Source organism: Acidovorax sp. FHTAMBA (assembly GCF_038958875.1).
Lineage (GTDB): Bacteria > Pseudomonadota > Gammaproteobacteria > Burkholderiales > Burkholderiaceae_C > Acidovorax.
In genome coordinates this window covers 2083044-2107062 of the sequence record NZ_CP152407.1, presented here as the reverse complement: position 1 = coordinate 2107062, position 24019 = coordinate 2083044, and the positions used below count along the sequence as shown (strand labels likewise).

General features: G+C 62.5%; 23 protein-coding genes and 1 pseudogene. 8 read left to right on the top strand and 16 right to left on the bottom strand.

Annotated elements, in window-relative coordinates; genetic code table 11:
• Positions 1-27 precede the first annotated feature (27 nt).
• The 4 genes from AAFF19_RS09905 to AAFF19_RS09890 are packed head-to-tail and all read right to left on the bottom strand — an operon-like array spanning position 28 to position 2561.
• Positions 28-402 (bottom strand): YciI family protein, encoded by a 375-nt coding sequence (locus tag AAFF19_RS09905; RefSeq protein ID WP_060984523.1) that lies wholly within the window; start codon positions 400-402, stop codon positions 28-30.
• A 1-nt stretch (position 403) separates the two neighbouring features.
• Positions 404-1327, bottom strand: coding sequence for a VOC family protein (locus AAFF19_RS09900; RefSeq protein WP_038201701.1), 924 nt, complete (start codon positions 1325-1327; stop codon positions 404-406).
• Between the two features lie 9 nt (positions 1328-1336).
• Complete coding sequence (locus tag AAFF19_RS09895) at positions 1337-1651, bottom strand: NIPSNAP family protein (RefSeq protein ID WP_060984522.1); 315 nt, start codon at positions 1649-1651, stop codon at positions 1337-1339.
• Positions 1652-1658: 7 nt separating this feature from the next.
• Positions 1659-2561, bottom strand: a complete 903-nt coding sequence (locus AAFF19_RS09890; RefSeq protein WP_038201698.1) for an NAD(P)-dependent oxidoreductase — start codon at positions 2559-2561, stop codon at positions 1659-1661.
• Positions 2562-2674: 113 nt separating this feature from the next.
• On the opposite strand from AAFF19_RS09890, the gene AAFF19_RS09885 reads away from it, so the two are divergent.
• Positions 2675-3565 (top strand): LysR family transcriptional regulator, encoded by an 891-nt coding sequence (locus AAFF19_RS09885; protein ID WP_060984521.1) that lies wholly within the window; start codon positions 2675-2677, stop codon positions 3563-3565.
• Positions 3566-3928: 363 nt separating this feature from the next.
• Here AAFF19_RS09885 and AAFF19_RS09880 read toward each other — a convergent pair whose 3' ends face one another.
• Complete coding sequence (locus AAFF19_RS09880; protein ID WP_038201683.1) at positions 3929-4918, bottom strand: tripartite tricarboxylate transporter substrate binding protein; 990 nt, start codon at positions 4916-4918, stop codon at positions 3929-3931.
• 45 nt (positions 4919-4963) lie between these two features.
• The gene (locus AAFF19_RS09875; RefSeq protein ID WP_342721728.1) at positions 4964-6580 is read right to left on the bottom strand and encodes an FAD-dependent oxidoreductase; all 1617 of its coding nucleotides are present in this window, start codon (positions 6578-6580) and stop codon (positions 4964-4966) included.
• A 92-nt stretch (positions 6581-6672) separates the two neighbouring features.
• Between AAFF19_RS09875 and AAFF19_RS09870 the strand changes: the two genes are divergently transcribed.
• The 3 genes from AAFF19_RS09870 to AAFF19_RS09860 all read left to right on the top strand — a co-directional run bounded on the left by AAFF19_RS09870 (position 6673) and on the right by AAFF19_RS09860 (position 9500).
• Positions 6673-7563, top strand: coding sequence for a LysR family transcriptional regulator (locus AAFF19_RS09870; protein ID WP_038201676.1), 891 nt, complete (start codon positions 6673-6675; stop codon positions 7561-7563).
• Positions 7564-8775: 1212 nt separating this feature from the next.
• On the top strand, positions 8776-9219 hold the full coding sequence (locus tag AAFF19_RS09865; RefSeq protein ID WP_038201674.1) for a hypothetical protein: 444 nt from the start codon (positions 8776-8778) through the stop codon (positions 9217-9219).
• Positions 9216-9500, top strand: coding sequence for a DUF2798 domain-containing protein (locus tag AAFF19_RS09860; RefSeq protein ID WP_038201673.1), 285 nt, complete (start codon positions 9216-9218; stop codon positions 9498-9500). Before AAFF19_RS09865 ends, AAFF19_RS09860 begins: the two co-directional genes overlap by 4 nt.
• An 89-nt stretch (positions 9501-9589) precedes the next feature.
• Here AAFF19_RS09860 and AAFF19_RS09855 read toward each other — a convergent pair whose 3' ends face one another.
• Positions 9590-10891 (bottom strand): citrate synthase, encoded by a 1302-nt coding sequence (locus AAFF19_RS09855; protein ID WP_038201670.1) that lies wholly within the window; start codon positions 10889-10891, stop codon positions 9590-9592.
• 110 nt (positions 10892-11001) lie between these two features.
• Between AAFF19_RS09855 and AAFF19_RS09850 the strand changes: the two genes are divergently transcribed.
• The 3 genes from AAFF19_RS09850 to AAFF19_RS09840 are packed head-to-tail and all read left to right on the top strand — an operon-like array spanning position 11002 to position 13722.
• Positions 11002-12144 (top strand): aromatic ring-hydroxylating dioxygenase subunit alpha, encoded by a 1143-nt coding sequence (locus AAFF19_RS09850; RefSeq protein ID WP_038201668.1) that lies wholly within the window; start codon positions 11002-11004, stop codon positions 12142-12144.
• A 15-nt stretch (positions 12145-12159) separates the two neighbouring features.
• The gene (locus AAFF19_RS09845; protein ID WP_245610635.1) at positions 12160-12498 is read left to right on the top strand and encodes a non-heme iron oxygenase ferredoxin subunit; all 339 of its coding nucleotides are present in this window, start codon (positions 12160-12162) and stop codon (positions 12496-12498) included.
• A 21-nt stretch (positions 12499-12519) separates the two neighbouring features.
• Positions 12520-13722: an FAD-dependent oxidoreductase gene (locus AAFF19_RS09840; RefSeq protein ID WP_038201664.1), complete on the top strand. Its 1203-nt coding sequence runs from the start codon at positions 12520-12522 to the stop codon at positions 13720-13722.
• Positions 13723-14095: 373 nt separating this feature from the next.
• On the opposite strand, the gene AAFF19_RS09835 is transcribed toward AAFF19_RS09840, so the two are convergent.
• The 7 genes and pseudogenes from AAFF19_RS09835 to AAFF19_RS09805 form a co-directional block, all read right to left on the bottom strand.
• Positions 14096-14701, bottom strand: a complete 606-nt coding sequence (locus AAFF19_RS09835) for an isochorismatase family protein (protein ID WP_038201663.1) — start codon at positions 14699-14701, stop codon at positions 14096-14098.
• Between the two features lie 53 nt (positions 14702-14754).
• A complete protein-coding gene (locus tag AAFF19_RS09830) occupies positions 14755-15579 on the bottom strand; it encodes a pirin family protein (RefSeq protein ID WP_038201661.1) in 825 nt (274 codons plus the stop codon).
• Between the two features lie 20 nt (positions 15580-15599).
• Positions 15600-16370, bottom strand: a pseudogene (locus tag AAFF19_RS09825) (alkene reductase); the annotation flags it as partial.
• Positions 16371-16439: 69 nt separating this feature from the next.
• Positions 16440-17978, bottom strand: a complete 1539-nt coding sequence (locus tag AAFF19_RS09820) for an IS3 family transposase (RefSeq protein ID WP_342721727.1) — start codon at positions 17976-17978, stop codon at positions 16440-16442.
• Positions 17979-18024: 46 nt separating this feature from the next.
• Complete coding sequence (locus AAFF19_RS09815) at positions 18025-18369, bottom strand: hypothetical protein (protein ID WP_342721726.1); 345 nt, start codon at positions 18367-18369, stop codon at positions 18025-18027.
• 41 nt (positions 18370-18410) lie between these two features.
• Positions 18411-18944, bottom strand: a complete 534-nt coding sequence (locus tag AAFF19_RS09810) for a 3-phenylpropionate/cinnamic acid dioxygenase subunit beta (RefSeq protein WP_211260198.1) — start codon at positions 18942-18944, stop codon at positions 18411-18413.
• Between the two features lie 38 nt (positions 18945-18982).
• Positions 18983-20350: an aromatic ring-hydroxylating dioxygenase subunit alpha gene (locus tag AAFF19_RS09805; protein ID WP_084216801.1), complete on the bottom strand. Its 1368-nt coding sequence runs from the start codon at positions 20348-20350 to the stop codon at positions 18983-18985.
• Positions 20351-21022: 672 nt separating this feature from the next.
• On the opposite strand from AAFF19_RS09805, the gene AAFF19_RS09800 reads away from it, so the two are divergent.
• On the top strand, positions 21023-21856 hold the full coding sequence (locus tag AAFF19_RS09800; RefSeq protein ID WP_038201640.1) for a hypothetical protein: 834 nt from the start codon (positions 21023-21025) through the stop codon (positions 21854-21856).
• 55 nt (positions 21857-21911) lie between these two features.
• Here the strand turns inward: AAFF19_RS09800 and AAFF19_RS09795 are convergent, their stop codons facing one another.
• Both AAFF19_RS09795 and AAFF19_RS09790 read right to left on the bottom strand, forming a co-directional pair.
• Complete coding sequence (locus AAFF19_RS09795) at positions 21912-22208, bottom strand: hypothetical protein (protein WP_038201637.1); 297 nt, start codon at positions 22206-22208, stop codon at positions 21912-21914.
• Between the two features lie 405 nt (positions 22209-22613).
• On the bottom strand, positions 22614-23780 hold the full coding sequence (locus AAFF19_RS09790) for an ABC transporter substrate-binding protein (protein ID WP_082753288.1): 1167 nt from the start codon (positions 23778-23780) through the stop codon (positions 22614-22616).
• Positions 23781-24019 lie beyond the last annotated feature (239 nt).

The following is a 24019-nucleotide window of genomic DNA, read 5'->3' as shown; positions in this document are numbered from 1 at the left end:
CCGCTTCCTCACATTCGGATGGATAGGTCAGCTCAGACGAGAACTCTGATCGGAGAAGCGCACAGTCACACTGAACCCGCCCTCCATCAAGATCCATTTGCGCAAGGTGAAGGTCACAACGCCCTCCTTTACAAACGGATCAAACGACAGAATTCGATGGGCTTCCTCATATGAACCCGCGCGGACAATGGTCATGCCGCCTTGCGTTCCCGGAGGGCATCCTTCGGCGACGAACGGGCCCGAAGCAAAAATCTCCCCACGTCGTTCTGAACCGACGGCCCATGCCAGGTGAGCAGACAACAGTTCATGCATCCGATTGAGGTCTTTGGGCTCACGCAATGCCACATACAAGGGCTTGTTGAGCATTTGAGCCAGTTGAGCTTGCGCGTCGTTGGCAGACATCTCACTCCCTTTCTTCGAAATTGACCACGAATTCCAGCGGTGGCGGGGTTTGCGCCCACACAGCAACAACCTCTTCGGGAGCGACGTTCATCGGAACCCAGGTGTTGTCATCCTCCGCGATCACGTCGATGTCCCAGAAATACTCCACCAAGCTGTTCCAGGGATCACGGATGTAGTGAAAGTAGTTCGATCCACCCACATGGCGACCAAGCCCGAACCCATCGCGGTAACCCGCGCGCAGCAAGGTTTGCGCTCCAATTTCGATTTCATCGATGTCGCCAACCTCGAAACTCAGGTGGTGCAGACCGGTGTGCGAGCTTTTGGCGAAGGCGACCATGTGGTGATCTCCGCCAGCCGCACCACGCAGGAAGGCAAGGACACCTTGGGCTTGATCCGAAACCTTCATGCCCAGCACCTTGGTGTAGAACGCCACCGAACGCTCCACGTCGGGAGTGAACTTGATGAGGTGGCCAAGGCGGCGTGGACGGGCCCGCTTCTTGAGCGAGCTGACATCGCAAGCCCTTTCGCCGATACGTCGGTAGTGCCCTGGCGCGTTGATCTCCACGGGAGGTTGGAGCGCTGAAGGTGCCGCCTCGGCGATCTGAACGTTGATCCAATCGCCATGGGGATCCTGAAACCAGATGCCCTCGCTTTCGCCGAACGGAGAGGGGGCTTTGTTCACGCCGGCGCGGTCGAGATTGGCCAGCAGCACCTGCATGCCGCTGGCATCGGTTCCAAACGCTGTGTAGCTCAGCTTCTTCTTGGCACCTTGCATTAGCCGGATCTGATCTTGCGCCCGACCTTCGCAGCGGAACACCAGGTCGTTGCCGACAACCCGCGATTGCAAGCCAAAAAGCTCATAAAAGGCCTTGCCGATCTCCAATTCTGGAACGGTCATGCCCACGTGAAGCAAGGTACGAATCATGGTGACGCCTCAGCGAATGGGGGAAAACGAAGTCGGGTTGAGAAGCTGGTTGCGCTGCGCTTTGACAGCGGATCCTGCTTTCTGAAGGAAAGCACGCCATGCAGGGTTCGCCGACAGCTCTGATCGCCGCCGCTGCCGATCTTCATAGGAATCGAAGCCCCAGAGATGGACCACGCAATTGAGTTCACCCACTTCGGTGGTGAAATAGCCCAGCAGATTGCCCAGCGCAGCAGACTGCAGCGCCAAGCCTTCAGTTTCGTAGGCGTGGAGGAACTGATGCAGCGTTCCGGGCTGCAGTTCATAGGTACGTTGTTCGACGAGCATGACTGTCCTATTGATCGCTTTTGCCTTGGGCCTCAGAATCACTTTCGATCAGCTTGATCACTGCGGCGATGTCTTCGTCGCCCATGCCTTGCGCGATGGCACGCTGAAAAAAGGGCATCGCTGTCGTAAACAGTGGTGTGACACAGCCTAGGTCCTGTGCCATCCGGGAGCCGAGCTCAAGGTACTTTGCCAACGTGACGAACGGCCCGGGTGCGGGTTGGAAGCGGCGTTCAGCCATCATGGGTGCTCGCAAAGAAAACATGGCTGAACCGCCCGCACCTTGGGCGATGACTTCAGCCACCTTGCGCGGATCAAAACCGGCACGCTTGCCCAGATTCATAGCCTCCGCCGCCGCCAGCGTGTGGATGGTGAGCAGGTAGTTGGCGATCAGCTTCATGGCAACAGCCGAGCCATATTCACCCAGAAGAAATTGATTGGGGGTTATGGCATCGAGCAGCGGCTGGCATTCCTCGACCACTTGGGCATCGCCACCAAGATACAGGGCCGCACGGCGCTGGACCACCATCGGAGGCGAACCGCTAACCTCTGCTTCCAACACACGGCCGCCTGCCGCCTGAATGCGGAGCGCTTGCTCTACCTTGAAAGCGCGGCTGTACGTGCCCAACTCAATCACCAGTTGTGAGGGCTTGAGCGCACCCAGCACACCGCCCTTCCCCTCGAGCACATTCAGCTGTGCTTCTTCGCTGGGCAGACACATCAGGACCACGTCCGACTGCCGCACAACGGAAGCTGGGGAGTCCGCAGCGATGCCGCCTGCAGCGACGAACTCGTGCGAGTGTGATCGGCGGTATCCGATGACCCGATACCTGGACTTGAGCAGGTTGCAGGCCAACGGCAGCCCCAACTGCCCGATGCCGACCAGTCCTACAGTGGGTAGGTTCGTCTCCAATGTTGTCTCCTTTTTCTCTATTCTGGGCAGCCCCCTCAGAACAATCTAGATCGAATCATTGATAGATTGAAATCAGCGAAACTTATACTTCAGGACCGTACTAAGGAAACATCTTGAGAGATCTGAATCTGATGCTGGTGTTTGAGGCGCTTTGGCTAGACCGATCCGTGACCTCCGCAGCCACGCGGCTGGGCGTCTCCCAAGCGGCTGTAAGCGGTTCGCTCAAGCGACTGCGAGACGGCTACCAAGACAAGCTTTTCACCCTCGTGGGCCGTCGCATGCAACCGACTCCCATGGCCGAAGCCATATCGCCTTCGGTGCTCGACGCGCTTGCATTGATTCGACAAACTCAGGTCAAGCGCATGACCTTTGATCCGCTCACGGCCAACCGAGGCTTTGTGATCCGCACGCGTGACATCGGTGAGATGATTTGCCTGCCGTCGGTCATCAAAAGACTCGCCATCGAAGCGCCGGAGGTCAAAATTCGCACGGTCTTCAAACCCTTGGACGAAACGGTGCACGGACTCGCGGAAGGACAGATTGACCTGGCACTGGGGTTCCTGCCGTCACTTGAATCCAGCATCCACAAGCGCACGTTGCTCAAGCAGAACTACGTGTGCGTGATGCGCAAGGGCCACCCTCTAGCGAGCCGTCCACTGGGGGCGTCACAACTGCTGGATTACGATCACCTACTGGTCGAAACCTCCGGTAGCGGACACCTTGCGCTGGAACGAGCATTAGTGGATATGGGTGCCCGTCGGCGTATAAAGCTACGCATCCCGCAGTACCTCTCCGCGCCGCACTTTTTGATCGATTCAGACCTGTTATGGATGGCACCGGCCATCCTTGCGGAGACATTGGCCAAGCATTTCCCCTTGAAGATAGTGCGCCTGCCCATACAGTTGCCAGACTTTGAAGTTGCTCTTTATTGGCACGAACGCTTCCACAGGGAGCCTGCCAACCAGTGGCTACGGACTTTTATCGCCGGAGAGGTGCACAAGTGATCCAGGCAATGTATTAGTGCGGGCGACGGAGGATGACGCATTGCCCGCCATCGTCGACATGCCTTGGCTGAAGTCCGTGAGCGGTGGTCAGCGGCAGCGGATACCAGCGCAATTGGTTTGGCACGGGGCCCGCACCGCCACGACGGAACCACCTGCCACTGTGCATGTGGACGAAAGGCCAATGCATCATCGATGGACGGATGCGGCATAGCCGGGAGCGACGGTTGGCGCGACGGGCTGCGGTGATTGGCGTACAGCCCGTGTGGCGCACGTCATTGTCGTGCGAGAAGTGAACCTAACTTCCTCGGAAGACAATGACGGGAAAGCCGCTTGCGCTGCTACCTCGCGTGCTTTACGCCCTGGTCACTCAGCGCGCGCGCCCGTGTCCTTGATGACCTTGGACCACCGCACCATGTCTTCCTGCATAAGTGCTTTCAGGGCGGCTGGGTTCGACGGGGCGGGTTCGAGGCCTTGTGCCTCCAGTGCAGCCTTGACATTGGGATCGCGCAGCGCCCGGCCCACCGATTCCTCGATCTTCGCCACGACATCGGCCGGCGTGCCAGCCGGCGCGACCAAGCCGATCCAGACCTCGCTTCGGAAACCATTGAAGCCGGCACTGGCCACGGTCGGGACGTTCGGCAGGTAGGACAAGGGCTGCTCACCTGCAACCGCGAGCGCGCGCAAGGCACCGGTCTTGATGTGCGGAAGCACCGAATTCGCGACGCCAAAAAGAACCTGGATCTGCCCGCCGATCAGATCCGTCACCACGGGCTGTGCCCCCCGGTACGGAACATGCACCATGTCAATGCCGGCCACGCTCTTGAAGAGTTCGCCCGTCAGATGGTGCGGGGTTCCGACGCCAGCGGAACCATAGGAAAGCTTGCCTGGCTGGGACTTCGCCAGGGCGATCAATTCCTGGGTGGACTTGGCTGCCACGCCCGGGTGGACGACCAGGACGAAGGGCACCCGGCCCAACTGGGTGATGGGAACGAATTCCTTGACGGGATCGTAGCCGGCACGTCCGTCCGGATAGAGAAACGGGTTGGTGACGAAATTGTTGGCGACGACAAGCAAGGTGTAGCCATCCGCCGCCGCCCTCGCCGCCTGCTTCGTGCCGACATTCCCACCAGCGCCCGGCCGGTTGTCGACAATGACCGGCTGCTTCCAGTATTCGCCGAGTTTCTGACCCACCGCGCGGGCCAGCGCGTCGTTGCTGCCACCGGGAGTGAACGGCACGACGAGCGTGACGGGCTTGTTGGGATAGCCATTGGCGTGCGATGAAAACGCGATGCAGGAGCCGAGGATAGCGGTCGCCAGCGTCTTGAACGCGCGGCCGAGCATTTCAGTGTTCATATTCTTGATGTCTCCATGTAAGTTTTGGGGGGCGAACGAAGCAATCTATACCGCGCCACGGACCGTATCGACCACGGCGCCCGGGGCCTCAGCCCGGCTGCCGCGCCATGCCACGTGGCCATCGGGCCGAACCAGGACAAGCGGCACCTCGTACGCCGTCGCCACATCAGCCTGCTCGATGTGCTCGGTCCTGAAGGGCACGTCCTTGGCGGCGAAGGCCCTGGCGAAGGCGTCCGTCTCTGCCTGCAGGCGCTTGTCGAAACACATGAGCACGAAGTCGCGGCCGAACAAGTCGAGCGTCGAGCGTCCATCCTCGAGCCAGACATGGGGCGCGCGCGAGCCAGGACGCGTTGTCGGGACGTACGTCGAGTAGTCGTCCGGCGTAGGCGGCGTTCCATCCGGCACGCAGATAGGAGATTTTTCGTAGCGATGCCCGATCTGCAGGCCCAGCGACTCCCACTCCACGCGGGTGGATTCGCGCAGCCGCTTGCCGAGGTCCTCGCGCACCTTCTCGCCCTCGGGAGTCAGGTCGCAGACCGCCGCCGGGCTGGGCGTGTCCTGCCACGCCCTGAAGTTCTGCGTGGAGAACCCGATGTTGCGCTGCGCGACGGGCTGGCGCTCGGCCTCGTAGCTGCGCAGCAGGGTCGGGCCGCCCCAGCCGTTGAGGAGCCCCTCGAGCTTCCAGCCGATGTCCAGCACCTCCTGCGCGCCGGTGTTCATGCCCATGCCACCGGTCGGAGACATGGTGTGGGCGGAATCGCCCACGAGCGCGACGCGGCCCTCGCAGTAGCGATCGGCGAGCATCTCGCTACGGCGCCACGGGATGGCCGAATCGACCACGAACTCCACGTCGTCGCGCCCGATAGCGCGCCGGACCCAAGCGGCGGGATCGAAGTTCTTGAGATCCATCTTCTCTTCCGATCCGAGCACCGTCAGGCGCCAGATATCGTTCCCGTCGACGACCGTCAGATTGCCCCAGGTTCCCTCCGGCCCTACGAAGAGGTAGCGCTCGGCCGGCCCCATCTTGTGCTTGTGCACCAGCCCCGGCGCGCGGATCAGGACGTTCACCGAGTAGCTGAGCAGCCGGCCCTCCATCCTGATGCCGACCTGTTCCCGGACTTGGCTGGTAGCGCCATCGCAGCCGAGCAGGTAGTCCGCGCGGATGGGGACGGGCTTGCCCGTGTTCAGGTCGGTGACGACCGCCGTGACGCCTTGGTCGTCCTGCTGCAGCGAAACGAAGCGGTGCTTGAAGAGCAGTTTGGCCTTCCGTTCGGCGCGTGCCGCATCGGTGAGGATGGGCTGCAGCCACAGCTGCGGGCAGCGCTGCTTCTTCTCGGGTGTCTCGGGCGGCGTCGGCGCCTCGCGCATGCTCGGGTAGTTCTCGCGATCGAGCATCAGCCCGTTGAGCGACGTGCAGAACACCATCGAAAGGTCATAGTCGTCCGGGAATCCGCATTCGCGCACGCGCTGCGCCAGCCCCCAGCGCCGGAACAGCTCCATCGTGCGCACTGCGATCAGGCCGGTGCGCGGATGCTCGATCGTGCCGTCGCCCTCATCCACGAGGATCGACTCGATCCCCCTCCAGCCCAGTTCGATGGCAATCGACAGGCCGATCGGCCCCCCGCCCACAATCAGCACGGGCGTCTTGATCTCTGTCCCCATGGGGTCTCATCCTTTCTCGTTTGGTTGGGGAGATGATCACGGGCGCGCTCATCGTTGTCCAATCGATATTGGAGAGAAATAGAATTCAGATCATGAATATAAAGACGTTCGACTTGAACTTGCTGCGGGTCTTCGCCGCCATCTATGCCGAGCGCAATGTGTCGCGGGCCGCGAGTGCGGCGGGCCTGTCGCAGCCCGCCATGAGCAACGCGCTGCTGCGGCTGCGCAAGGCCTGCTCCGATGCGCTGTTCGTGCGGACCACCGGCGGGATGGAGCCCACGGCCCTGGCCGATGAACTCATCGGCCCGGTCCGCCAGGCGCTGGCGATCCTTCAGCAGTCGTTGGAGAGACCGCACGGCTTCGAGCCGAGGGAGTCGGAGCGGACGTTCAGGATCCTCCTGTCCGACGCGGGGGAGGGCATCGTCCTGCCGCGGCTGATCTCGGCGGTGCTGCGGGAGGCGCCGCGCGTTCGCATCGAGGCGCTACGGCGGCCCAACGACCAGTACCAGCAGCTGCTACAGAGCGGCGAGGCGGATCTCGCGATCGGCAACCTCGCGTTTCTGAAGTCGGGCTTCTACCAGCAACGCCTGTTCGGCGATCCCTACTGCTGCCTGGCGCGCAAGCGGCATCCGTCCATAGGCCCCGACTTCTCGCTGCAGGCGTTCCTGCAGGCCCAGCACGTCGCGGTGGCCACGGGCAACGCGGACGACCTAGTGGAGCGCGCGCTCTCGAAGATGCGCGCCAAGCGCGACGTCATCTTGCGCGTGACCCACTACCACATCGCGGCGGATGTCGTCGAGCGCTCCAACCTGGTCGTCACCGTGCCCCGCAACGCTGCGCGCAACGCCCGGGGCGTGCAGATCCTGCCAGTGCCGCTGAGGATTCCCGCAGCGGACGTGCGCCAGTTCTGGCACCGGCGGGCGCACAAGGATCCGGCCAACCAATGGCTGCGTGGCACGCTCGCCAAGCTCGCGTTTGACTAGGCCTCATAACCGGGCTTCAGGTGCGACGGGGCAAGCGCCCGGATGCGGGCCGCCACCAAGGGGTCTGCGCTCGACGGCTTGTGCTTCTTCCCGAACTCGAGCGCGATGGTTCGCTTGATCGATGGCCCAGGCGACCATGGCGCCGTCCTTGACCTCCTCGCTCCTCGCCATGCGCAGCATGCATGGTCCACGCCGACCCGCGCAGCTCGACATCCTTCATCAAGGGCAAGGTTTCGACCTCGATGGCGGTGTTCAGCGCGACGGCCTTCTGCCGCGCCAGGAGGTCCAATGCCGAGCGCAGCCCGTTGGAAATGCCTTGGAGGTGTTTGAAGGCGATGGTTCGTCCACGATGATTCGGCAAAGGTTGCCTAGTCAGGCAGGTATCCAGCCAGCCCATGATGTCGTCCCCATGCCAGGCCGAGGCACCGTACCATTGACAATGGACAAGGCCATATCCAGCTCCCCGCAGCCGGTTGCTGGGCGACGATGCGCTGGCGGACCAACTGGGCCCCGTCAACGAACTGGCGCCCCTGACGAGGTGCTTGCCCACGCCCTCGCACCAGCGACGAGTTGGCCGCACAGCCCTCCGGGTCTGCGCATCCCGAAGCGGCGCCTCAGGGAAGACACGCAGGCGAACTTTGATGAAGCATGCCGCGCGGGCATCTGGTTCCAGTTCGAATGCGACGCGAGCGGGGAGCCGCGGGCACATGCGAAGCTTCATCGACCGGCGCGCCCACGCGGCTTGACTCTCCTCAGTTGCGCCACGCTCGCTCATCGATCAGCTCGCGGGTGAGCGGTCCCAGATCCGCGTGGGAGCACGGTCCCGAGCGCGGCATGTCCAGTTCAAGCATCCTTGAACTTCCACGGCGTGCACCGAAGAAGTAGTCGGTCGTGCACTGCCTACTCGCCTTGCCCTGGGGTGTCCCCGCGCGAGTTCGTGCTCGCTGCACGGGGTTCGCTTGATGCCCAGCCGTTGAGCCATCGTATTGCGGATGCCCGACCATCGCGAACCACGATTGCACGGCATGCGCGCACACTGAGCTCGTGCTTTGACCCCCATCAGAAGAGTAGCGAATTCGTTCCTCGATTCCTGCGGCATCTCGTTTTGCTTGTTGACACCTTCCCATCCGACGGGTAACTTTGGTTTGTAACCTAACAATATTGCTGCCATGGCGCCGCAGCGCAACGAACCAACCCGATGAAGGAGGACTCATGCAGACGAAGGACGAACCCGACGCCGAGCGTCAGATGCGGCGCAGTACAGACAAGTCCTTCGTGCAGAACCCACAAGCGGCAGAGGCAGCTTATTTCCTTGGCGCCCGGCGGGGGCACGGTCGGGAGTGCGCCACGTCGACCATGATGCCTCCCGTCTGGGATCGCGATACCGATCCACGCGACGCAGGCGATGTGGCCATCATCGGGTTCCGACGATGGAGCGCCAAAGCGGCGAAGGAGCGGGGCATGACCGCCGTCGGCACCCGCGCGCGGCGCGTGGCACGCGGCGCCCCGTCTTTCCGCCAGAAGCACACGCACACCAGGAACATGGACTGGCGTTCCATGGTCACCGGCTGGAGTGTGTGCCTCCACGGCAGTGCGGACCGAGCCATCCGCGGTCCGGACGGCATCGTAGGCGACACACCTCGGGCCTGCCCATGAAGAACGAGTGTCCTACTCCGACCGACCAGGCCCGCACGGTGTTTGGCTTCGCAAAGCTCCCCGCCGCCTACTCGGCGTTGGTGATGCCGCTGCTGCTATCGATCCTGATGACGTTCGTGGTGTCGGCCGTGTCGACGCTGCGCAGCATCGGTCTGGCACCCGGCTTCCTCTACATTTGGCTCAGCGCCTGGGCTCTGTCATGGATCATCGCCTTTCCGACGCTGCTCCTCGCGCTGCCGTTGGTGCGCAGGGTCACCGCAGCGCTGGTGATGCGGGACTGAACGCAGGGGGCACCTTCGCTCGCGCGCGCTGAGCCGTCGGCCAGTCTGGCCGGTTCCCACCTGGCGCTCTGCCGTGGCCGCGCGTTGCCTCACCGCGGAAGATGCTGACCCATGTACTTGGCGCGTGGCCTCAGCATGGCGCCGGTCAGGCGCTGTTCCATCGCATGGGCGATCCAGCCGCTGGTGCGTGCCAGGGTATGGAGCATTGCGCCGCTTCCATTGGGCAAACCCATCGCCTTGCACAGGATCACGAGACCAGCGAAGACATTCGGGTGCTGTCCGGCCTGCCGTGCACCGGCCACCAGCGCCTGCACCTTCGGCATGTCCGGTCCGTACGTGTCCAGGCTGCCTATGAGGTCGAGCAGTACCACCGAGCGCGGGTCCTCGCCGTCGTACAGGGGATGGCCGAAGCACGGCAGTTCGTTGCTCTTGAAGCCTGAGGCTGCGGCCAGCGGCAGGGCATCGTCCGGTTGCAGTCCGCTGGGCAGGGCATCGATGAGCGCCTCCACCTCCACGGCGCCCCCGACCTGCATCGACCCGGACTGGGTCAGCATCGCCGTCGCGACGCACGCATACAGATCTGCTCCCGTCGAGGCGCAGATCCGCGCGGCGAACGTCGGTGCCGACAACTCGTGCTCGGCGGACATCACGAGCGCTGCGTCGATGGCCCGCACGGCATCGGGCCGTTCGCCCAGACCAAGCCCGCGGGCGACGCAGTGCGCCACGAACTCGCCTTCGCCGGGCGGAGAGAACCTCGCCTTAGGGCCGAAGATGCCCGCGGTGCCGCTCAGCATCTGCAACAACCGCCGACAGGCCGCGAAACCGGCCGCCTGCATGTCGCCCTCGGCCTGCTCGAACGCCGACAGCGAGGTCGTCAGCATCGACAAGAGCTTGAGTGGCGTGACGTGCTCGGCCGAATGCAAGGCCAGCTTGACGAGGGATTCCGGCTGCCGGATGTCCTGCAAGGTAGGCCATGCGACATCCCGGGTGCGCGGCAGTCCCGTCCAGATGAGCTCGCTCGCGAACTCGAACGACCTGCCGTCGCGCACAAGGTCGCGCGCGAGCACCCCCCGGTAGCGCGGGCCGTGGGCGGTGATCTCGCTGATCCACGTCTGCGCGATCGGCTCCCCGTAGCGCAGGGAGTGCGAGACTTGTGGCCCGCCCGAGCGTGCGACGGCCCGGCTTCTGAGCTTTTCGACATCGGCTTTGCGGTAGAGCTTGGCCTTCACGCCCGGGCGCTGCATCGTTTTGATGAGCCCGCGGCTGACGTAGGTGTACAGCGTCTCGCGCCGCACTCCCAGGATCGACATGGCTTCGGCGCTGGCGACGTAGTCGACGTCGTTGATCTGGCGCTGAGGACGCGCGCTCTTTGAAGGGTCTTTCTGGGACATAGGGTTCTCTCGGCAAGATATATCGATTCTCACATCGATCTATACATAAATCAATGTATTGCATAGTATCCGTTGCGCACGATCAACGCGTTATTGAAAGGACGACCACGATGCAAGTAGCCGAACAACAGCTCCTGGACCTGCGCCCCAAGTTCAAGGACACCCGCAAGAAACTGCTCAGCGCACGGCACCTGCCAGGCGAGGTGTACAGCTCGCCCGAGATCTACGACATGGAGAAGCAGCAAATCTTCATGAAGTACTGGCTTTCCGTGGGGCGCGTCGAAGAGATCCCCAATGTCGGCGACTACTACACCTTCCAGGTGATGAAGGAGTCGATCGTCGTTTCACGCCCGGCGCCCGATCACATCGTCGCGTACATGAACCAGTGCCTGCATCGCGGAGTGGAAATCGCCGTCGGACGTGGCAATACCAAGGAGTTCAGCTGTCCCTACCACGCATGGCTCTACGACGTGAGCGGCAAGCTCGTCGTCGCGCCCGGAATGAAGGCCTCCGAGGTCGAGTTGAAGAACTGCAGCCTGCGGCAGTTGCAGGTCAAGATCTGGCGCGGCTGGATCTTCGTGAACTTCAGTGATGAGCCGATGTCCTTCGAAGAGTACATCGCACCCTTCGAGCAACCCTTGTGGTGGTTCCAGACCGACCATTGCAAGCTGGCCCAGAAGGTCGAAATCGACGTCAAGTGCAACTGGAAATTCCTGATCGAGAACCTCATCGACATCTACCACGTTGGCGTCATCCACAAGGACACCTTCGGCGGCTTCGTCAAGGGCGAGCAGGTTCGCTTCAACCTGCTGGAGAACGGTGGCTGGCATACCCAATACGAAGCCCGCCCGCACTCGAAGTCCGGCGCCCAAGTCTTCCCCACGTTGCCCTGGGCGCAAGACAAACCGAGCGGTATTGCCTGCAAGGGGGGCATTTATCCCAACCTGAACCTGTCGATGCGCGCCGACAGCGTGCGCATGTGGCATATCTGGCCCATCTCGCCGACGGAAACCAGAGTCATCTGCTACCTGCTGTTCCCCGAAGCCGCCTTCTCGATTCCCAACTACGACGCGGAAATGGAAAAGTACATCGGCTTCGTGCGCCAGATCATTGCCGAGGACGCGGTCATGGTGGAGGGCATGCAGAACACCGCGGGCTCGAAATTCTTCAAGCCAGGGCCCATGTCGCCGCTGGAGGAAGCGCTGTACCACATGGAGAACCACTACATCGACGCGATGACGTCGCAAGCATAGGACAGCAGCACAAGCATGGCAGCAGGAGACACGATGGACGATGGATGGATCAAGGTGGGCAACCTCGCCGATGTTGAAGAAGACGACACGCATTCGGTAGAGATCGACGGCAAGCGCGTGTGCATCTACAACCTCGGGGGTGAAGTCTTCGCCACCGACGGCACGTGCACACATGGAGATGCGGACCTGTCGCTGGGCATGGTGGTCGACTCCTGCCTCATTGAATGCCCCCTGCACGAGGGAACGTTCGACATCAGAAGCGGTCGCGCGGTGGGCGCCCCCTGCACGGAGGCGCTGCGCTGCCATCCGGTCAAGGTCGAGCAGGGCTTCATCTTCTTGCGGCCCGTGAGTTGAGCATTGGTACAGGAGCCAGCAATGGATGTCGTCATCATCGGAGCCGGCCAGGCTGGTGCTTGGGTCACTCGGTCACTGCGGGAGAGCGGGCATGGGGGAAACATCACCCTGCTCGGCCGCGAGGCCCATGCGCCTTACGAGCGCCCCGCGTTGTCCAAAGGCGTTCTCAGCGGTGCGCAGGAGCACCCTCCCGTCCTCCTGACATCGCAGCAGAGCGACGCCCTGCGCGTGGACTTCCGACCGAGCACGGAGGTCGTTGCAATCCATCGCGGCGATCACGAAGTCAGGTGCTCGGACGGTTCGGTGGTCCGCTACGACAAGCTCGTATTGGCCACTGGGGGGCACCCCCGCCGGCTGTCATGCCCCGGAGCCGATCTGCCCAACGTGTATACCTTGCGCACCATCGAGGATTCCCGGGCCATCGCTCGAAAGCTGGTGCGCGGCAACCGGTTGCTGATCATCGGAGGCGGATGGATCGGACTAGAGATCGCTGCAACGGCGCGGGGGAAGCAGGTCGATGTCATGGTGCTGGAGGCAGGGCCCCGCCTTTGCGCGAGGTCGCTTCCGCCGCAGCTTTCAGATTTCCTCCTCGATAAGCACCGCAAGGAAGGCGTCGACGTTCGGCTATCGACGACAGTCACCTCGATCATGGTGGGTCGCCAACGTCCCCTGGTCGCGCACCTGCCTGACGAGGCACAAGAGTTCGATGCAGTGGTAGTCGGCATTGGGCTGGCGCTCGATACCCGCTTGGCCGAGGAATGCGGACTGATGGTTCAGGATGGCATCGTCGTAGACCAGGCGGGCCGCACGTCCGATCCCGACGTCTATGCCGTCGGAGACGTGGCCAATCAACACAGTTCCTGGGCGGGTTGCCGATTGCGCTTCGAGTCCTGGGCAAACGCTCAGAACCAAGCCATCGCCGTAGGCAAGGCGATCGCGGGCATGGACGTCCTCTATGACGAGCTTCCTTGGTTCTGGTCGGACCAGTACGACATGAACCTGCAGGTGCTTGGCGTTCCTTCAAACGATCTGGAGGGCATCCTGCGCGGGTCTGCCGAGGAAGGCGCGTTCTCTGTGTTCCAGATCTCGGATGACGGGCTGCGCAGCGTGATTTCCGTGAATGCCCCGCGGGACATCAAGGTCGCCAAGCGCTGGCTCAAACAAGGGACGTGCCCGTCGCCAGCCACCCTCGCCGACGGCACGGTACGCCTCGACAAGCTCTGACTGGACGGTGGCGGTCTCATTTCAATATATGCGAATGCAGGAAACCCGCAAGCGTGCTCGCACGGCCTTCGCGGGCAGTGGGGAAGAACGGCCAGCAGGTCTTGCATCGAATGGTGTGTTGGGTTGGCAACCGACAAGGCGTTGGAACAGACAGCTCGAACCTCACCCCGATCAGCACTGTAAGTGCCGCATGATCGACTGACGCGAGAATGGCCGACCGACGCCACAGCGCTGTCGGCGACTCCCCACAGTCGCCGCACTCTACGCTGTGAACCAGCGCCACGCCGTCAAGACAAACCCGCCTTATCCGTGGGCATCGTGGAAAGCTCGCTCCCAACCCTGCTGGCCGCGGTCAACGGGGACGCCTTCGGGATCAGGCGATGTTCGCGCCCAAGGCCGGGAAGACATCCGTGAATAACAAGGTGATCAGTTGCTGGCCGGCCGGGGTGGACCAGTCCTGCGCGATCTCCGCCATCAGCGTGTTGGTCGCAGTCAGCACCACGCCGGCGTCGTGCATGCGCTGGCGCGAGAACTCCTCGGAAAGATTGCTGGGCGATCCTGATGCATCCATCACGGCCTGGACGTTGAAGCCCTCCAGGGCAGCATCGATGGCCGGGAAAATCAGGCACACGTCGGTGGTCACACCCGCCATGATCAGGTTCTTGCGCCCGGTGGCGAGCACGGCACTGCGGAAATCGGCATAGGCCCATGCATTGACGACGCCGGGGCGCTTGACCCGCGCTGCGTGCGCCTCGGGCAGGATCTCGGCGATTTCAGGAAGGATCGGGCCTTGGGCACGCTCCTCCTGGCTGGACGTGATCACGACCGGCAGGTTCAGGATCTTCGCCATCTTGGCCAGTGCAATCGACTGCTTGGCGGCAAGTTCCCTGTCGATGTTCTTGATCAGTTGCATCGTGCCGACCTGGTGGTCGATCAGCAGCAAAGCCGAGTTCTCGGCGGCGAATCGTTCAACTTTCATGATGGTGCTCCGGGTTGTGATGGGGGCATGCCCCCGATGTGTGGCGCGGCCTTTTACAGCCTTCCCAACTCGCCACGTTGGTAAGCGGCAGTTGCCGCGATCAGGTCCTGTTGGCGTGCAAACGCCATCGGTCCGTTGGAAATCACAGGTTGGCCCAGCGGCTCACCGATGAACACGGCGATCTTGGCTCCGCCATCCTGGGCAATGAGCTTGTGCACCGCCGCCTCGGCCGCAGGCGGCAGGATCGGCGCACCGAGGTCGTCGAGGCCGAAGCGTTCGCCATCGAGTTCCGCGTGGCCGTTGATCGGCATGAAGAAGGCGCGCCGACCTGCGGGAACCGGCAGCGCCAGTTCGGCGCCGGCCTCCAGCGTGACGTCCAGCAGCGTCACCTCGGTCGGCGGCCTCAGCGGCGACTGCACGCCGTCGAAGCCGCCCAAAGGGACGCGGACGCGCACACCGGGGCGCTGCACCACGGGCACGTCCTGCGGGGCCAGCCTCAGCGCGAACGGCGCTGCGTTCTGCCGATCCCGCGGCAGGTTGACGAAAATCTGCAGCAGGTGCGTGGTGCTGCCCGTCACCGCCGGGTTCTCTTCATGGACGACCCCGCGACCGGCTGCGGTCCAATGCAGGCCGCCCGGCTGGATCAGCGTGCTGTCGCCCTGCGAATCGCGGTTGGCGATACCGGTCTCCGAGTCGAGGAACAGGTAAGTCACAGCGGAGAAGCCGGCGTGCGGATGCGGCGGGAACGTGGGCGCGCTCATCCACGCGTGGTCGATGCCCATGAAGGGATCGAGTTGCGAGGGGTCGGCACCATGCAGGCGGTACGCGCGGAACTGGATTCCCCGGTTGGCGCGCTGCATGCGGGCGATGGTGGTCATGGCATTCGGCCTTTCGTGGCTCAGGCGGCTTCCACCGCAGCCAGCGCCGGGTAGTCGATGTAGCCCTGGGCGGTGGGCGGCGCGAAGAAGGTGTTGCGGTCTGGGGCGTTGAGCGCAGCGCCAACGCGAAAGCGCTCCGGCAGGTCGGGGTTCGCCAGGAAGGCGCTGCCGAAGACAGTTGCGTCGGCCTTGCCTTCGGCCAGCGCGCTTTCGGCGCTGTCCTGGGTCAGGCCACCGCCCATCAGGTAGGCGCCGTCAAAGCGCGGGCGCAGCAGCGCGTGGAAGTCGAACTTCGCGCCGAAGAGCGCGACATGCAGATAGGCCAGACCCTGGCCACGTAAGTGGTCGACCAGATAGGCGTAGGTCTCTTGCGGCGTGGCGTCGGTGATGCTGTTGTAGTTCATCTCCGGTGAAATCTTGATGCCGACCCGGTCGGCACCGGCTTCGGCCACCATCGCGGCCAGCACCTCCAGAACGAAACGGGCACGGTTCTCGACTGGGCCGCCGTACTGGTCTTGCCTTTGATTGCTGCTCGAAGAGAGGAACTGTTCGGGCAGGTAGCCCGATGCACCATGCAGTTCGACACCGTCGAAGCCTGCAGCCATGGCGCGGCGGGTGGCTTGGCGATAGTCGTCAACGACATCGGCGATCTCGGCTACGCTCAGCTCGCGGGGCGTGACGAAATCGACCTGACCGGCTGTGGTCCAGGCTTGGCCCTCGGGCCGGATGGCCGAGGGAGCCACTGGCGTGGCGCCGCCCAGCAGCGAGGGGTGCGAAACGCGGCCGCAGTGTGTTGATTTCCACGCAGAAGTGACCCACTGACCCCCAGGAGGGGGTGCGGATAAAAACTTGGACTGGTTTTATGCCGCAAGTCCAAGGCTCACCCGGTATTCGATAGGGCTGAGGGAGCCAAGAGAGATCTTGATCCGCTTCTCGTTGTACCAGCGGATGTAGTCGTCGACCACCTCAATGAACCGCTCGATGGTCGTGCCCTTCCAGTCCCGAGGATAGAACAGTTCATTCTTCAACCGACCGAAGAAGCCCTCGCACGCTGCGTTGTCAGGCGAGCAGGCCTTGCGGGACATCGAGCGGGTGAGCTTGGCCTCGCTCATTCTGGATAGCCAGCCAGGCCAGCGGTAGTGACCTCCGCGGTCTGAGTGGACCACTGGTCGATCGCTTGTCTCTGTGACGGTCTCGATGGCTGCATCCAGCATGGTGTTGACCAGCTCTGCATCCGGACTCGTGCCGATGGTCCAGCTCACCACCATCCCGTCGAAGCAATCGATGATCGGCGACAGGTAGACCTTGCCTGCAGGGATCTGGAACTCCGTGATGTCGGTCAGCCATTTCTTGTTGGGGGCTGCTGCCTGGAAGTCACGGTTGATGATGTTCTCTGGTGCCGGGCTGATCTCGCCCAGGTAAGACGCATACCGACGCCTCTTGGGTTTTGCAACGACCAGGCTCTCTTGCTTCATCAGCCGCTGTATCACCTTCTCGGAGATCGGGCCTTGCTCTCTGGCCAGTGAGGCTTGCAGCCTGCGGTAGCCATAGCAGCGGTGATTGGACTCGAAGATCTCGGTGATGGACTGGCGCACCCTCACGTACTTGTCTCCGATTGCCGCGCGGGCCCGATGGTAGAAGTACGAGCTACGCGCAAGACTCAACTGTGCAAGGAGCTCTGGCAGGCCATAGTGCTCCCTGAGGGCGTCAATCAGCAGTGTCTTCTCCCGGTTGGACAGGAGCTGCAGATCGACGCCCAGGCCTTTTTTTAACAGTTCATTGGCCTTGTTCAAGAGGTCCTGCTCAAGGCGCAGTTGCCTGACTTCGTGGCGCAGTATCTCAACTTGGCGCTCGAGCTCTTCACGCTCTTGCGCCTGCGGTGATCGATCGGTGTGTTTCATTGATGCGGGTGCCTCACGCCCCAGAAGCTGGTTCTTCCAGTTGTACAACGTTGGCCGGCACACGCCGAGCCTGTCGGCAACAGCCTGTGCACTTTCCTGCCGGGTGCAAAGCTCCATCACTCCCGCGTGCTTCAAGCTCTCGGGATATCTTCGCTGGCCCACACTGCCGACAAGGGCCATCCTGGCTTCAGGGAATGCCTCGCGGACCCACTTGGTTAGCGTTCCACGCCCTGGATAGCCCAGCGCCCTCATGGTGGCAGCGATGCATCGATCATGTGTGAGGTAGTGCTCGATGGCCGCTGCCTTCTGGCCCTGCGAGAACTTCGGCTCCCGACGGGCATATCCCAGCGGCAGGTCGAGCCGCTGCTGATACTCGCGGTACCACCCCTTCAATGCATTCTTGGTTGGGTAACCCAGCTGACGGATGGTCGGGCTGGTGCGTTTGCCGAGCTTGATGTAGAGCTCAACGGCTCGGATTCGGTCTTCGTAGGAATACATGAACTACCTTCTAGTAGTCCAAGTTTTCGTCCGCACCCCCGGTGGGTCAGGTTTGCATGGAAATCAACATCTCATGTTCTTCTACATGGCAATCCCGATGCGGAAATTCACCTGAATCCATCCACTTCTTCTCATCGGAAAAATGCTCTTCTGCATGTTTCCTGAACGCCTCTAGTGCGGAAGGGAATTGAAGATCATCCGCGACCAAGAGCGCGTCTACCAAGGCGACAAAATCTTGATGAGTAACATCCATCGACTTGTAGCCCACCAAATATCGGTCATCCCAAGCAAAACCTGCCTCGCCAACATGGTCCGAATCCTCACTGCATTTCATTTGATCGTTCTCGGTCTTCTCTGCGCAGCCTCCAGCAAACGGCAACTGCGGTCGCAATTTGCACAGCCGCCTTGCTTCAATCAGGAGTTGGTCTCAGATCACAGGTACATGTTGAGATTCTTGCTCATCAGCAAGTTCTGCTTGAGCAGAATCAGCCGTCGGGCGAGCTTCAGTCCTTGCGGCGTGCGTCGCCACAGGTCGACGCGGTTGCCGATCAGGGTATCCTGGTCGCACTCGTTGCGGCTTCGGTAGACCAAGAAGGCGGAATACACACGGTACTCATCGTCATTAGAGGTGAGTTCCACTTCAACATTCGAGATTAAGTGGGTGAAGCGCGTCGCCGGGTCTTCAGACCACGCGGTCCCGGTAGCGAGCCGGCCCAGTCGCTTCTTGATATCCTCTCGACTGTCGTTGTACAAAGCCGCTCGATTGAGATCGCCGATCTGGTCGGTTTTGTCGGCTCGGTAGCGCGTCTCGATGCTGGGCATGTGATAGTGGAGGTCATCGGCAAGCATCGCCACCCAGTCGTCGTAACGCTCGCCATCCAGCATGCGGGCCTCACGATAAAGTGCTTGTTGAAGCTCGTTGACCAAGGCGACCGAAGCTGCGGATGCACCAAACTGTTCTTGCATTACATTGCTCATTGTCATTCTCCGACTGATTTATTGGGTCACAGACTTTTCAGGCCGTTGTGCAGATCGCGAGTTTCATGCCCTTGAAGCCGATTGCCCCCTCTGTCCGGAACGTCTGCCCAGCTACTGGCGTTCATCAGATCTGCCCAACGACGATAGAAGCCACGCTGGTTGGCATCGTTGAACTGACCTCGGTATACGATGCCCGGAAGTTCCGGGTGGGTCACTTGGCGACCGATCCCGCAGCGGTAATGCAAAGGTTCATTGCGGGTCACGTATCCGCGGTTGGCCGCCGTGCAGCCTTCCCAGTTTTCGCCATCGTCCATTTCGAAAACGCCACCCGGCCCGAATGTCTGCATTACGCCGACAGTAATCTCCCTCTTGATTTCATCGGGCATGTTGCGGTTGACGATGACCCATGTGCGCAGTTCGGTTTCGAACGGACTTCTTGGTATCCAAGTACGAAAGGTGGAAATGCCGGGCAGGTAGGAAACGTTCGGGAAGACCGTGGCAGAAGCCACTGAACCGAAGATGGTTTTACGCAGTTCACCAAGCCTCTTTTCGATACGCGGCTTCAGTACGGACAAGTAGTACTCTGTGACTTTCGGGCGACCGAGCAACATAATGTCGCCCAAGCCATCGAGCCCGAACTCGTGGCCAGAACCGTTCGCACTAGCATGGAACGTATTCTCATAGTCGATCGGCGGAAAGGCTTGGCCGTTGTTCATCGCCTTGCAAGCTGAATCATGTGCCCAGGTGGCGTGATAAGCATCCCCAATGAAATTCTCAGCACCGAATTTCCAGTTGGTGGGGATGACGGACTTGATGCACCCGCCGATCAACTCAGTGCCACCCTCATCGTTGTCGAGAATAATATCGAGATACCAGCGATAGTCTCCCAGGAAGTCTTCGAGGCTCGGTGCATTCGGATCGAAGGTGGCAAAGACCAGGCCCTTGTAGCTGCTCACCGTGGCTTGTTTCAGCCCCGCTTGGCTCTTGTCGATGTCGCCCGGGCTGTAGCAGACTTCCTCGTTCATGCCCATGAGGCTGCCGGCTGTATCGAATGCCCAGCCATGGTAATTGCACACAAAGCGTTTGGCGTTGCCGGCGTCGACGAAGGACACTCGATTGCCGCGATGCGTGCAGGAATTGAGGAATACCTTGATCGAGTTATCCCGATGCCGACTTACTATCACCGCATCCTTACCCATCTGGGTGGTGAGGAAGTCGCCGACGTTGGGAAGCTGGCTTTCATGTGCAACGAACAACCAGGCACGAGCAAAGATTTGGCGCATTTCTGCGTCAAAGATCTCTTGGTCATGAAAGATGCGTCGTGAGACCCAGCCTTCTTCGAGATCCATGAAGGCACTGTAGTTTTGTTGCGAGTTCGGATTTTCCAGTTTCATTGTCAATCTCCTCTTGGTGTTTCCTGAATAGTCATGAACCTCAGCCATCCCTCGAATCGGATGCTCCCGCGTGGAGCGCCGAGGTTGCAGTTCGAAGGCTGGAGCGGCCGTTGAATCGGTATGCGAAGGCGCCGAGGTAGTGCCTCGCGGGAGATCCCTTTTTTGCAAGGCCCATGCCAAGCCACAGCAGGCAGCAATCACCGCAAAATCGCGGGTTTTCCCTGGGGCTATGGCTCTCAAAACTTGAAAAATGTGCGCGCTCTTCTTCGCGATTTGCGCAGTTCACGCAAGCTGTGCGTGATGCGCGGCGGGTCGCGCGCGTCGTCTAGCGCAACCGCGACCACAACTGCGGAGCTCAATCGATGCGCTCGTCCACGCGGCGCAGAGCATTCGGTTGTAACTGGCGTCGGCACGAGGCAGCCGCCCCTTTGCTGATGAAATGCCCGGGCTACCGCCCCCATCCACCGAACTTAAGCCGTCACCCCCCTGGAAGCCATATGAGGATGCGATGGCGCCGCGCCCGATGAGACGGGTCACCTTGTTCGAGGAAGACCGATCTGCCACCTCTTGCACGGCTGCCGCAGGACGTCGTGCAGCAGCTGCACGAGCAGATGGAGCAGTGGATGCGCAGCGTCGCGCTGCAACTCGGCAGGCAGGACAAGGAGAAGGCGCATGAGCAAGATCAGCGCTGAACACCTGGCGCGCCAGGTGTGCGTGTACGTGCGCCAATCGACGCTGGAGCAGGTGCACAACAACCTGGAGAGCCAGCGCCGCCAATGCGTCTTGTCGAGCGCGCGCGCCAGTTCGGATGACAGCACGTTGAGGTCATCGACGACGACCTGGGGGCTCGGGCGCAGTGCTGAGCATCGAGGCCTCGCGCCTGGCGCGCAACGGGCGCGACGGCATCCGCTACTGGAGTTCTGCTGCGTCGTCTACGCCCTGCTCATCGGCGCCGACGGTATCTACGATCCGGCGCAGGCCAACGACCGCTTGTTGCTGGGCATGAAGGGTGCCATCGCGAGATGGAACTGGCCAACTTCCGACAGCGCGCGTACGAGACCGCCCGGCGCCCCCGAGCCATTGCCCTATCTGAATTCTGAACGGAACCGAACCAGTGGCTCGGTCGTCCTCCAGCTCGAGGTGCGGCTCCAGACCGAGGCGATGGCCCGGTCGGGCCCGTTGCCGGAGCGCCTGTCGCACTCGATCTTCGTGGACCCAGGCCCAGCTCGTGACCCGACCACACGGTCAGCTGCTGCAACCTCGCGCCCAGCGACCTGCTCGGATCGGGTACGCTGCCCGGGCCGCATCCAGAACAGGCCGGCTCGGCTCTTCGAACGTACTGTCGGCGGACGGCGGGCTATCGAGCTACCCTCGGGCGAGCACAGAACCTTCCTGGAGGACGGCGACACCGTCATCCTGCGCGCCCAGTGCGAGCGCAACGGAGCGCGACACATCGGCTTCGGCGAATGCGCCGGCGCCCTCCACGCGCCAACGCGCGCGCCCTAGCCTTGCAGCCCGCTACCTTTGACTGCCGCGCTGGCGCTCGGGCAGGCCCCGCGGTTCAGCGGTGGAGCAGATTGGGGCACTCGCTGAGTGGCGTCGTGTGCCCAGCCGCCAAGCGCTTCGCACATGCTGGTGCGTGGTCGCAGAACGTGCACCGGACCTCCGCCGCCCGGTCCGCCGGCAGATCATCCTGGGGCCTTGCCGCCTGCGCCTGACGCCGGGCGGTGAACTTCCGGAGTTCCAGCGCGCCTGGATGCCGAAGCCTCCACCACTCGGGCTGCAGGTTCAGCCACAGCAGCGTCGCCGCACCGCCAAGCAGCGTCGAAATCACGAGAATCCCCAGAAGCGTGTCCATGATCGTTCCTTTCTGCCGTCGTCGGCGGGTGCAGGCTGGCCGGCCCTGCAGGTTCTGCCGTCCCCGCAGGCGCAGGTGATTATTTTGTTAGTCACCTAACTATTAATCTAGAGCTCCAGCGTGCGGGCGTCAACCGCTGCAAGCGGAGTCCTGGACGAATGTTGATCTCGCGCAAACCCAGGTGGACCCGCGCCGCCCTCCGATGTAGGGGATCCGTCGGTACGGCCGGAAGCAATCCTTCGCTGCGGCCCGCCTCTCCCACCGACGGATGCCGTGCGACGCGGACCCGTCCGCGCCCCGAAGCACGTGCAGGTACGACCGGGCAACATGGCCGGTCGCTCCGCGCGCCGCAGCGCGGCCACCGGTCCGCAGCGGCTCTGGGAGCCGACAGTCCCGGCCGCGTACTCAGCGCAGCATGCGTCCGTTGTGCGTCATCACCAGGATGTCCGCCACGTCGATGCCGCTGGCGATCTTTCCCTCGGCCGGCGCGGAGAAGGAGACGCCGCCGAGGGACACCCCCTGCATCGCGCGCAGGGTGCCCTGGAGCGCGGGGCGCGTCAGCGCGGGTGCGCGCCGCAGGCCTTCCAGCAGCACCTGCGCGTTGATGTAGCCTTCGAACGAGCTGAGGGACAGCCGGTCGTAGCTCCGGGCCTTCATCGCCGCCTGGTATTCGCGCGCAAGGGGAAGCAGCGTCGCATAGGGGTTCGGCACGACGCTGGAGAAGGCCGTGCCGACCGCGTCGGCGCCCAGTTGCTCCCACACCGAGCGCTCATCGACCGTGGACAGGCAGACCATCTGCGCCCACAGCTTCGTCGCCACCTTGGCGCGGATGGCGGCGATCCCGGGCGCGGTCACGCCACCGACCACCACTACGTCGGCGCCGCTGCGCTCAATGCTCCGCGCCTGCTCGGTGTAGTCGGTGACGTCCCGCTCATAGGGCACGGCTGCGACGAGCGGCAATCCCTGCGCCTTCAGCACCGACTCGAACTGCGCGCGGAACGCCGTTCCCGAGTTGTCGGTCGCGTGCAGCACGGCGAAGCGGCTTCTGCCAATGGTGGGAAACAACGCGGCGATCGCGCGGATCTCCGCGTCGAACGTCGCCCGCACATGGGTGACGATCTCGGTACCCGGGCGGCGGAATGCATCGTTTCCGTGCAGCACGCCGACGATCGGCACGCCTGCGCGGGTCGCCGCCGGAATGGCGGCGCCGATGATCGGGCCGCCGAACAGCGAGGTCACCGCGACGACGGATTCCCTTGCCGCTAGCGACCCGATGGCCTCGACAGTCTTCTCGGCCTGGTACCCGTTGTCGATGGCCAGGAGCTTGACGTGCTGGCCCCGGATACCCCCTGCGCGGTTCGCCTGTTCAAGCGCTCCGTCCACACCCTGCCTGATCATTTCGGCCTGGCGGGCCTGGCCTCCCTGCAAGGGGAGCATCATCGCGACGTGGATCTCGCGCGCCGCTGCCCGCGCTCGGAACGGCAATCCGACGGTCGCCGCTGCAAGCGCCCCTCCGATGCACGAAAGGGTGCGGAGCCGCGCTCGGTCGGTGCCGGTAGGTTCAGTGTTCATTGTCTGCCTCTCTCCATCATTGGTGCGCGCGATCGGTGCCGCAGGCCCACGCCGGCCAGTCGCGCTGGCTTTTTACGAGGCGACTCTAAACACTTTGCCGCGCGCTTGATAGATTGAGTCTCAGTCAATGTGAGTCCGGCGCGCGGGTGCATCGTTCGCACGGACAAGGTGCTGCGTGGCCGGGCGGAGCCACGCCCCGGATGTGTCCCGTTCCTCGCCGAAGGCGACTCCACCCCACC

Coding starts and splice junctions, on each gene's coding strand:
- AAFF19_RS09845 (WP_245610635.1), top strand. CDS start 12,160: ATGGCAGCAGGAGACACGATGGACGATGGATGGATCAAGGTGGGCAAC.
- AAFF19_RS09805 (WP_084216801.1), bottom strand. CDS start 20,350: ATGAAACTGGAAAATCCGAACTCGCAACAAAACTACAGTGCCTTCATG.
- AAFF19_RS09880 (WP_038201683.1), bottom strand. CDS start 4,918: ATGAACACTGAAATGCTCGGCCGCGCGTTCAAGACGCTGGCGACCGCT.
- AAFF19_RS09870 (WP_038201676.1), top strand. CDS start 6,673: ATGAATATAAAGACGTTCGACTTGAACTTGCTGCGGGTCTTCGCCGCC.
- AAFF19_RS09820 (WP_342721727.1), bottom strand. CDS start 17,978: ATGTATTCCTACGAAGACCGAATCCGAGCCGTTGAGCTCTACATCAAG.
- AAFF19_RS09810 (WP_211260198.1), bottom strand. CDS start 18,944: ATGCAAGAACAGTTTGGTGCATCCGCAGCTTCGGTCGCCTTGGTCAAC.
- AAFF19_RS09875 (WP_342721728.1), bottom strand. CDS start 6,580: ATGGGGACAGAGATCAAGACGCCCGTGCTGATTGTGGGCGGGGGGCCG.
- AAFF19_RS09865 (WP_038201674.1), top strand. CDS start 8,776: ATGCAGACGAAGGACGAACCCGACGCCGAGCGTCAGATGCGGCGCAGT.
- AAFF19_RS09840 (WP_038201664.1), top strand. CDS start 12,520: ATGGATGTCGTCATCATCGGAGCCGGCCAGGCTGGTGCTTGGGTCACT.
- AAFF19_RS09860 (WP_038201673.1), top strand. CDS start 9,216: ATGAAGAACGAGTGTCCTACTCCGACCGACCAGGCCCGCACGGTGTTT.
- AAFF19_RS09855 (WP_038201670.1), bottom strand. CDS start 10,891: ATGTCCCAGAAAGACCCTTCAAAGAGCGCGCGTCCTCAGCGCCAGATC.
- AAFF19_RS09830 (WP_038201661.1), bottom strand. CDS start 15,579: ATGACCACCATCGCCCGCATGCAGCGCGCCAACCGGGGAATCCAGTTC.
- AAFF19_RS09895 (WP_060984522.1), bottom strand. CDS start 1,651: ATGCTCGTCGAACAACGTACCTATGAACTGCAGCCCGGAACGCTGCAT.
- AAFF19_RS09850 (WP_038201668.1), top strand. CDS start 11,002: ATGCAAGTAGCCGAACAACAGCTCCTGGACCTGCGCCCCAAGTTCAAG.
- AAFF19_RS09905 (WP_060984523.1), bottom strand. CDS start 402: ATGTCTGCCAACGACGCGCAAGCTCAACTGGCTCAAATGCTCAACAAG.
- AAFF19_RS09900 (WP_038201701.1), bottom strand. CDS start 1,327: ATGATTCGTACCTTGCTTCACGTGGGCATGACCGTTCCAGAATTGGAG.
- AAFF19_RS09795 (WP_038201637.1), bottom strand. CDS start 22,208: ATGGACACGCTTCTGGGGATTCTCGTGATTTCGACGCTGCTTGGCGGT.
- AAFF19_RS09790 (WP_082753288.1), bottom strand. CDS start 23,780: ATGAACACTGAACCTACCGGCACCGACCGAGCGCGGCTCCGCACCCTT.
- AAFF19_RS09835 (WP_038201663.1), bottom strand. CDS start 14,701: ATGAAAGTTGAACGATTCGCCGCCGAGAACTCGGCTTTGCTGCTGATC.
- AAFF19_RS09800 (WP_038201640.1), top strand. CDS start 21,023: ATGAGCAAGATCAGCGCTGAACACCTGGCGCGCCAGGTGTGCGTGTAC.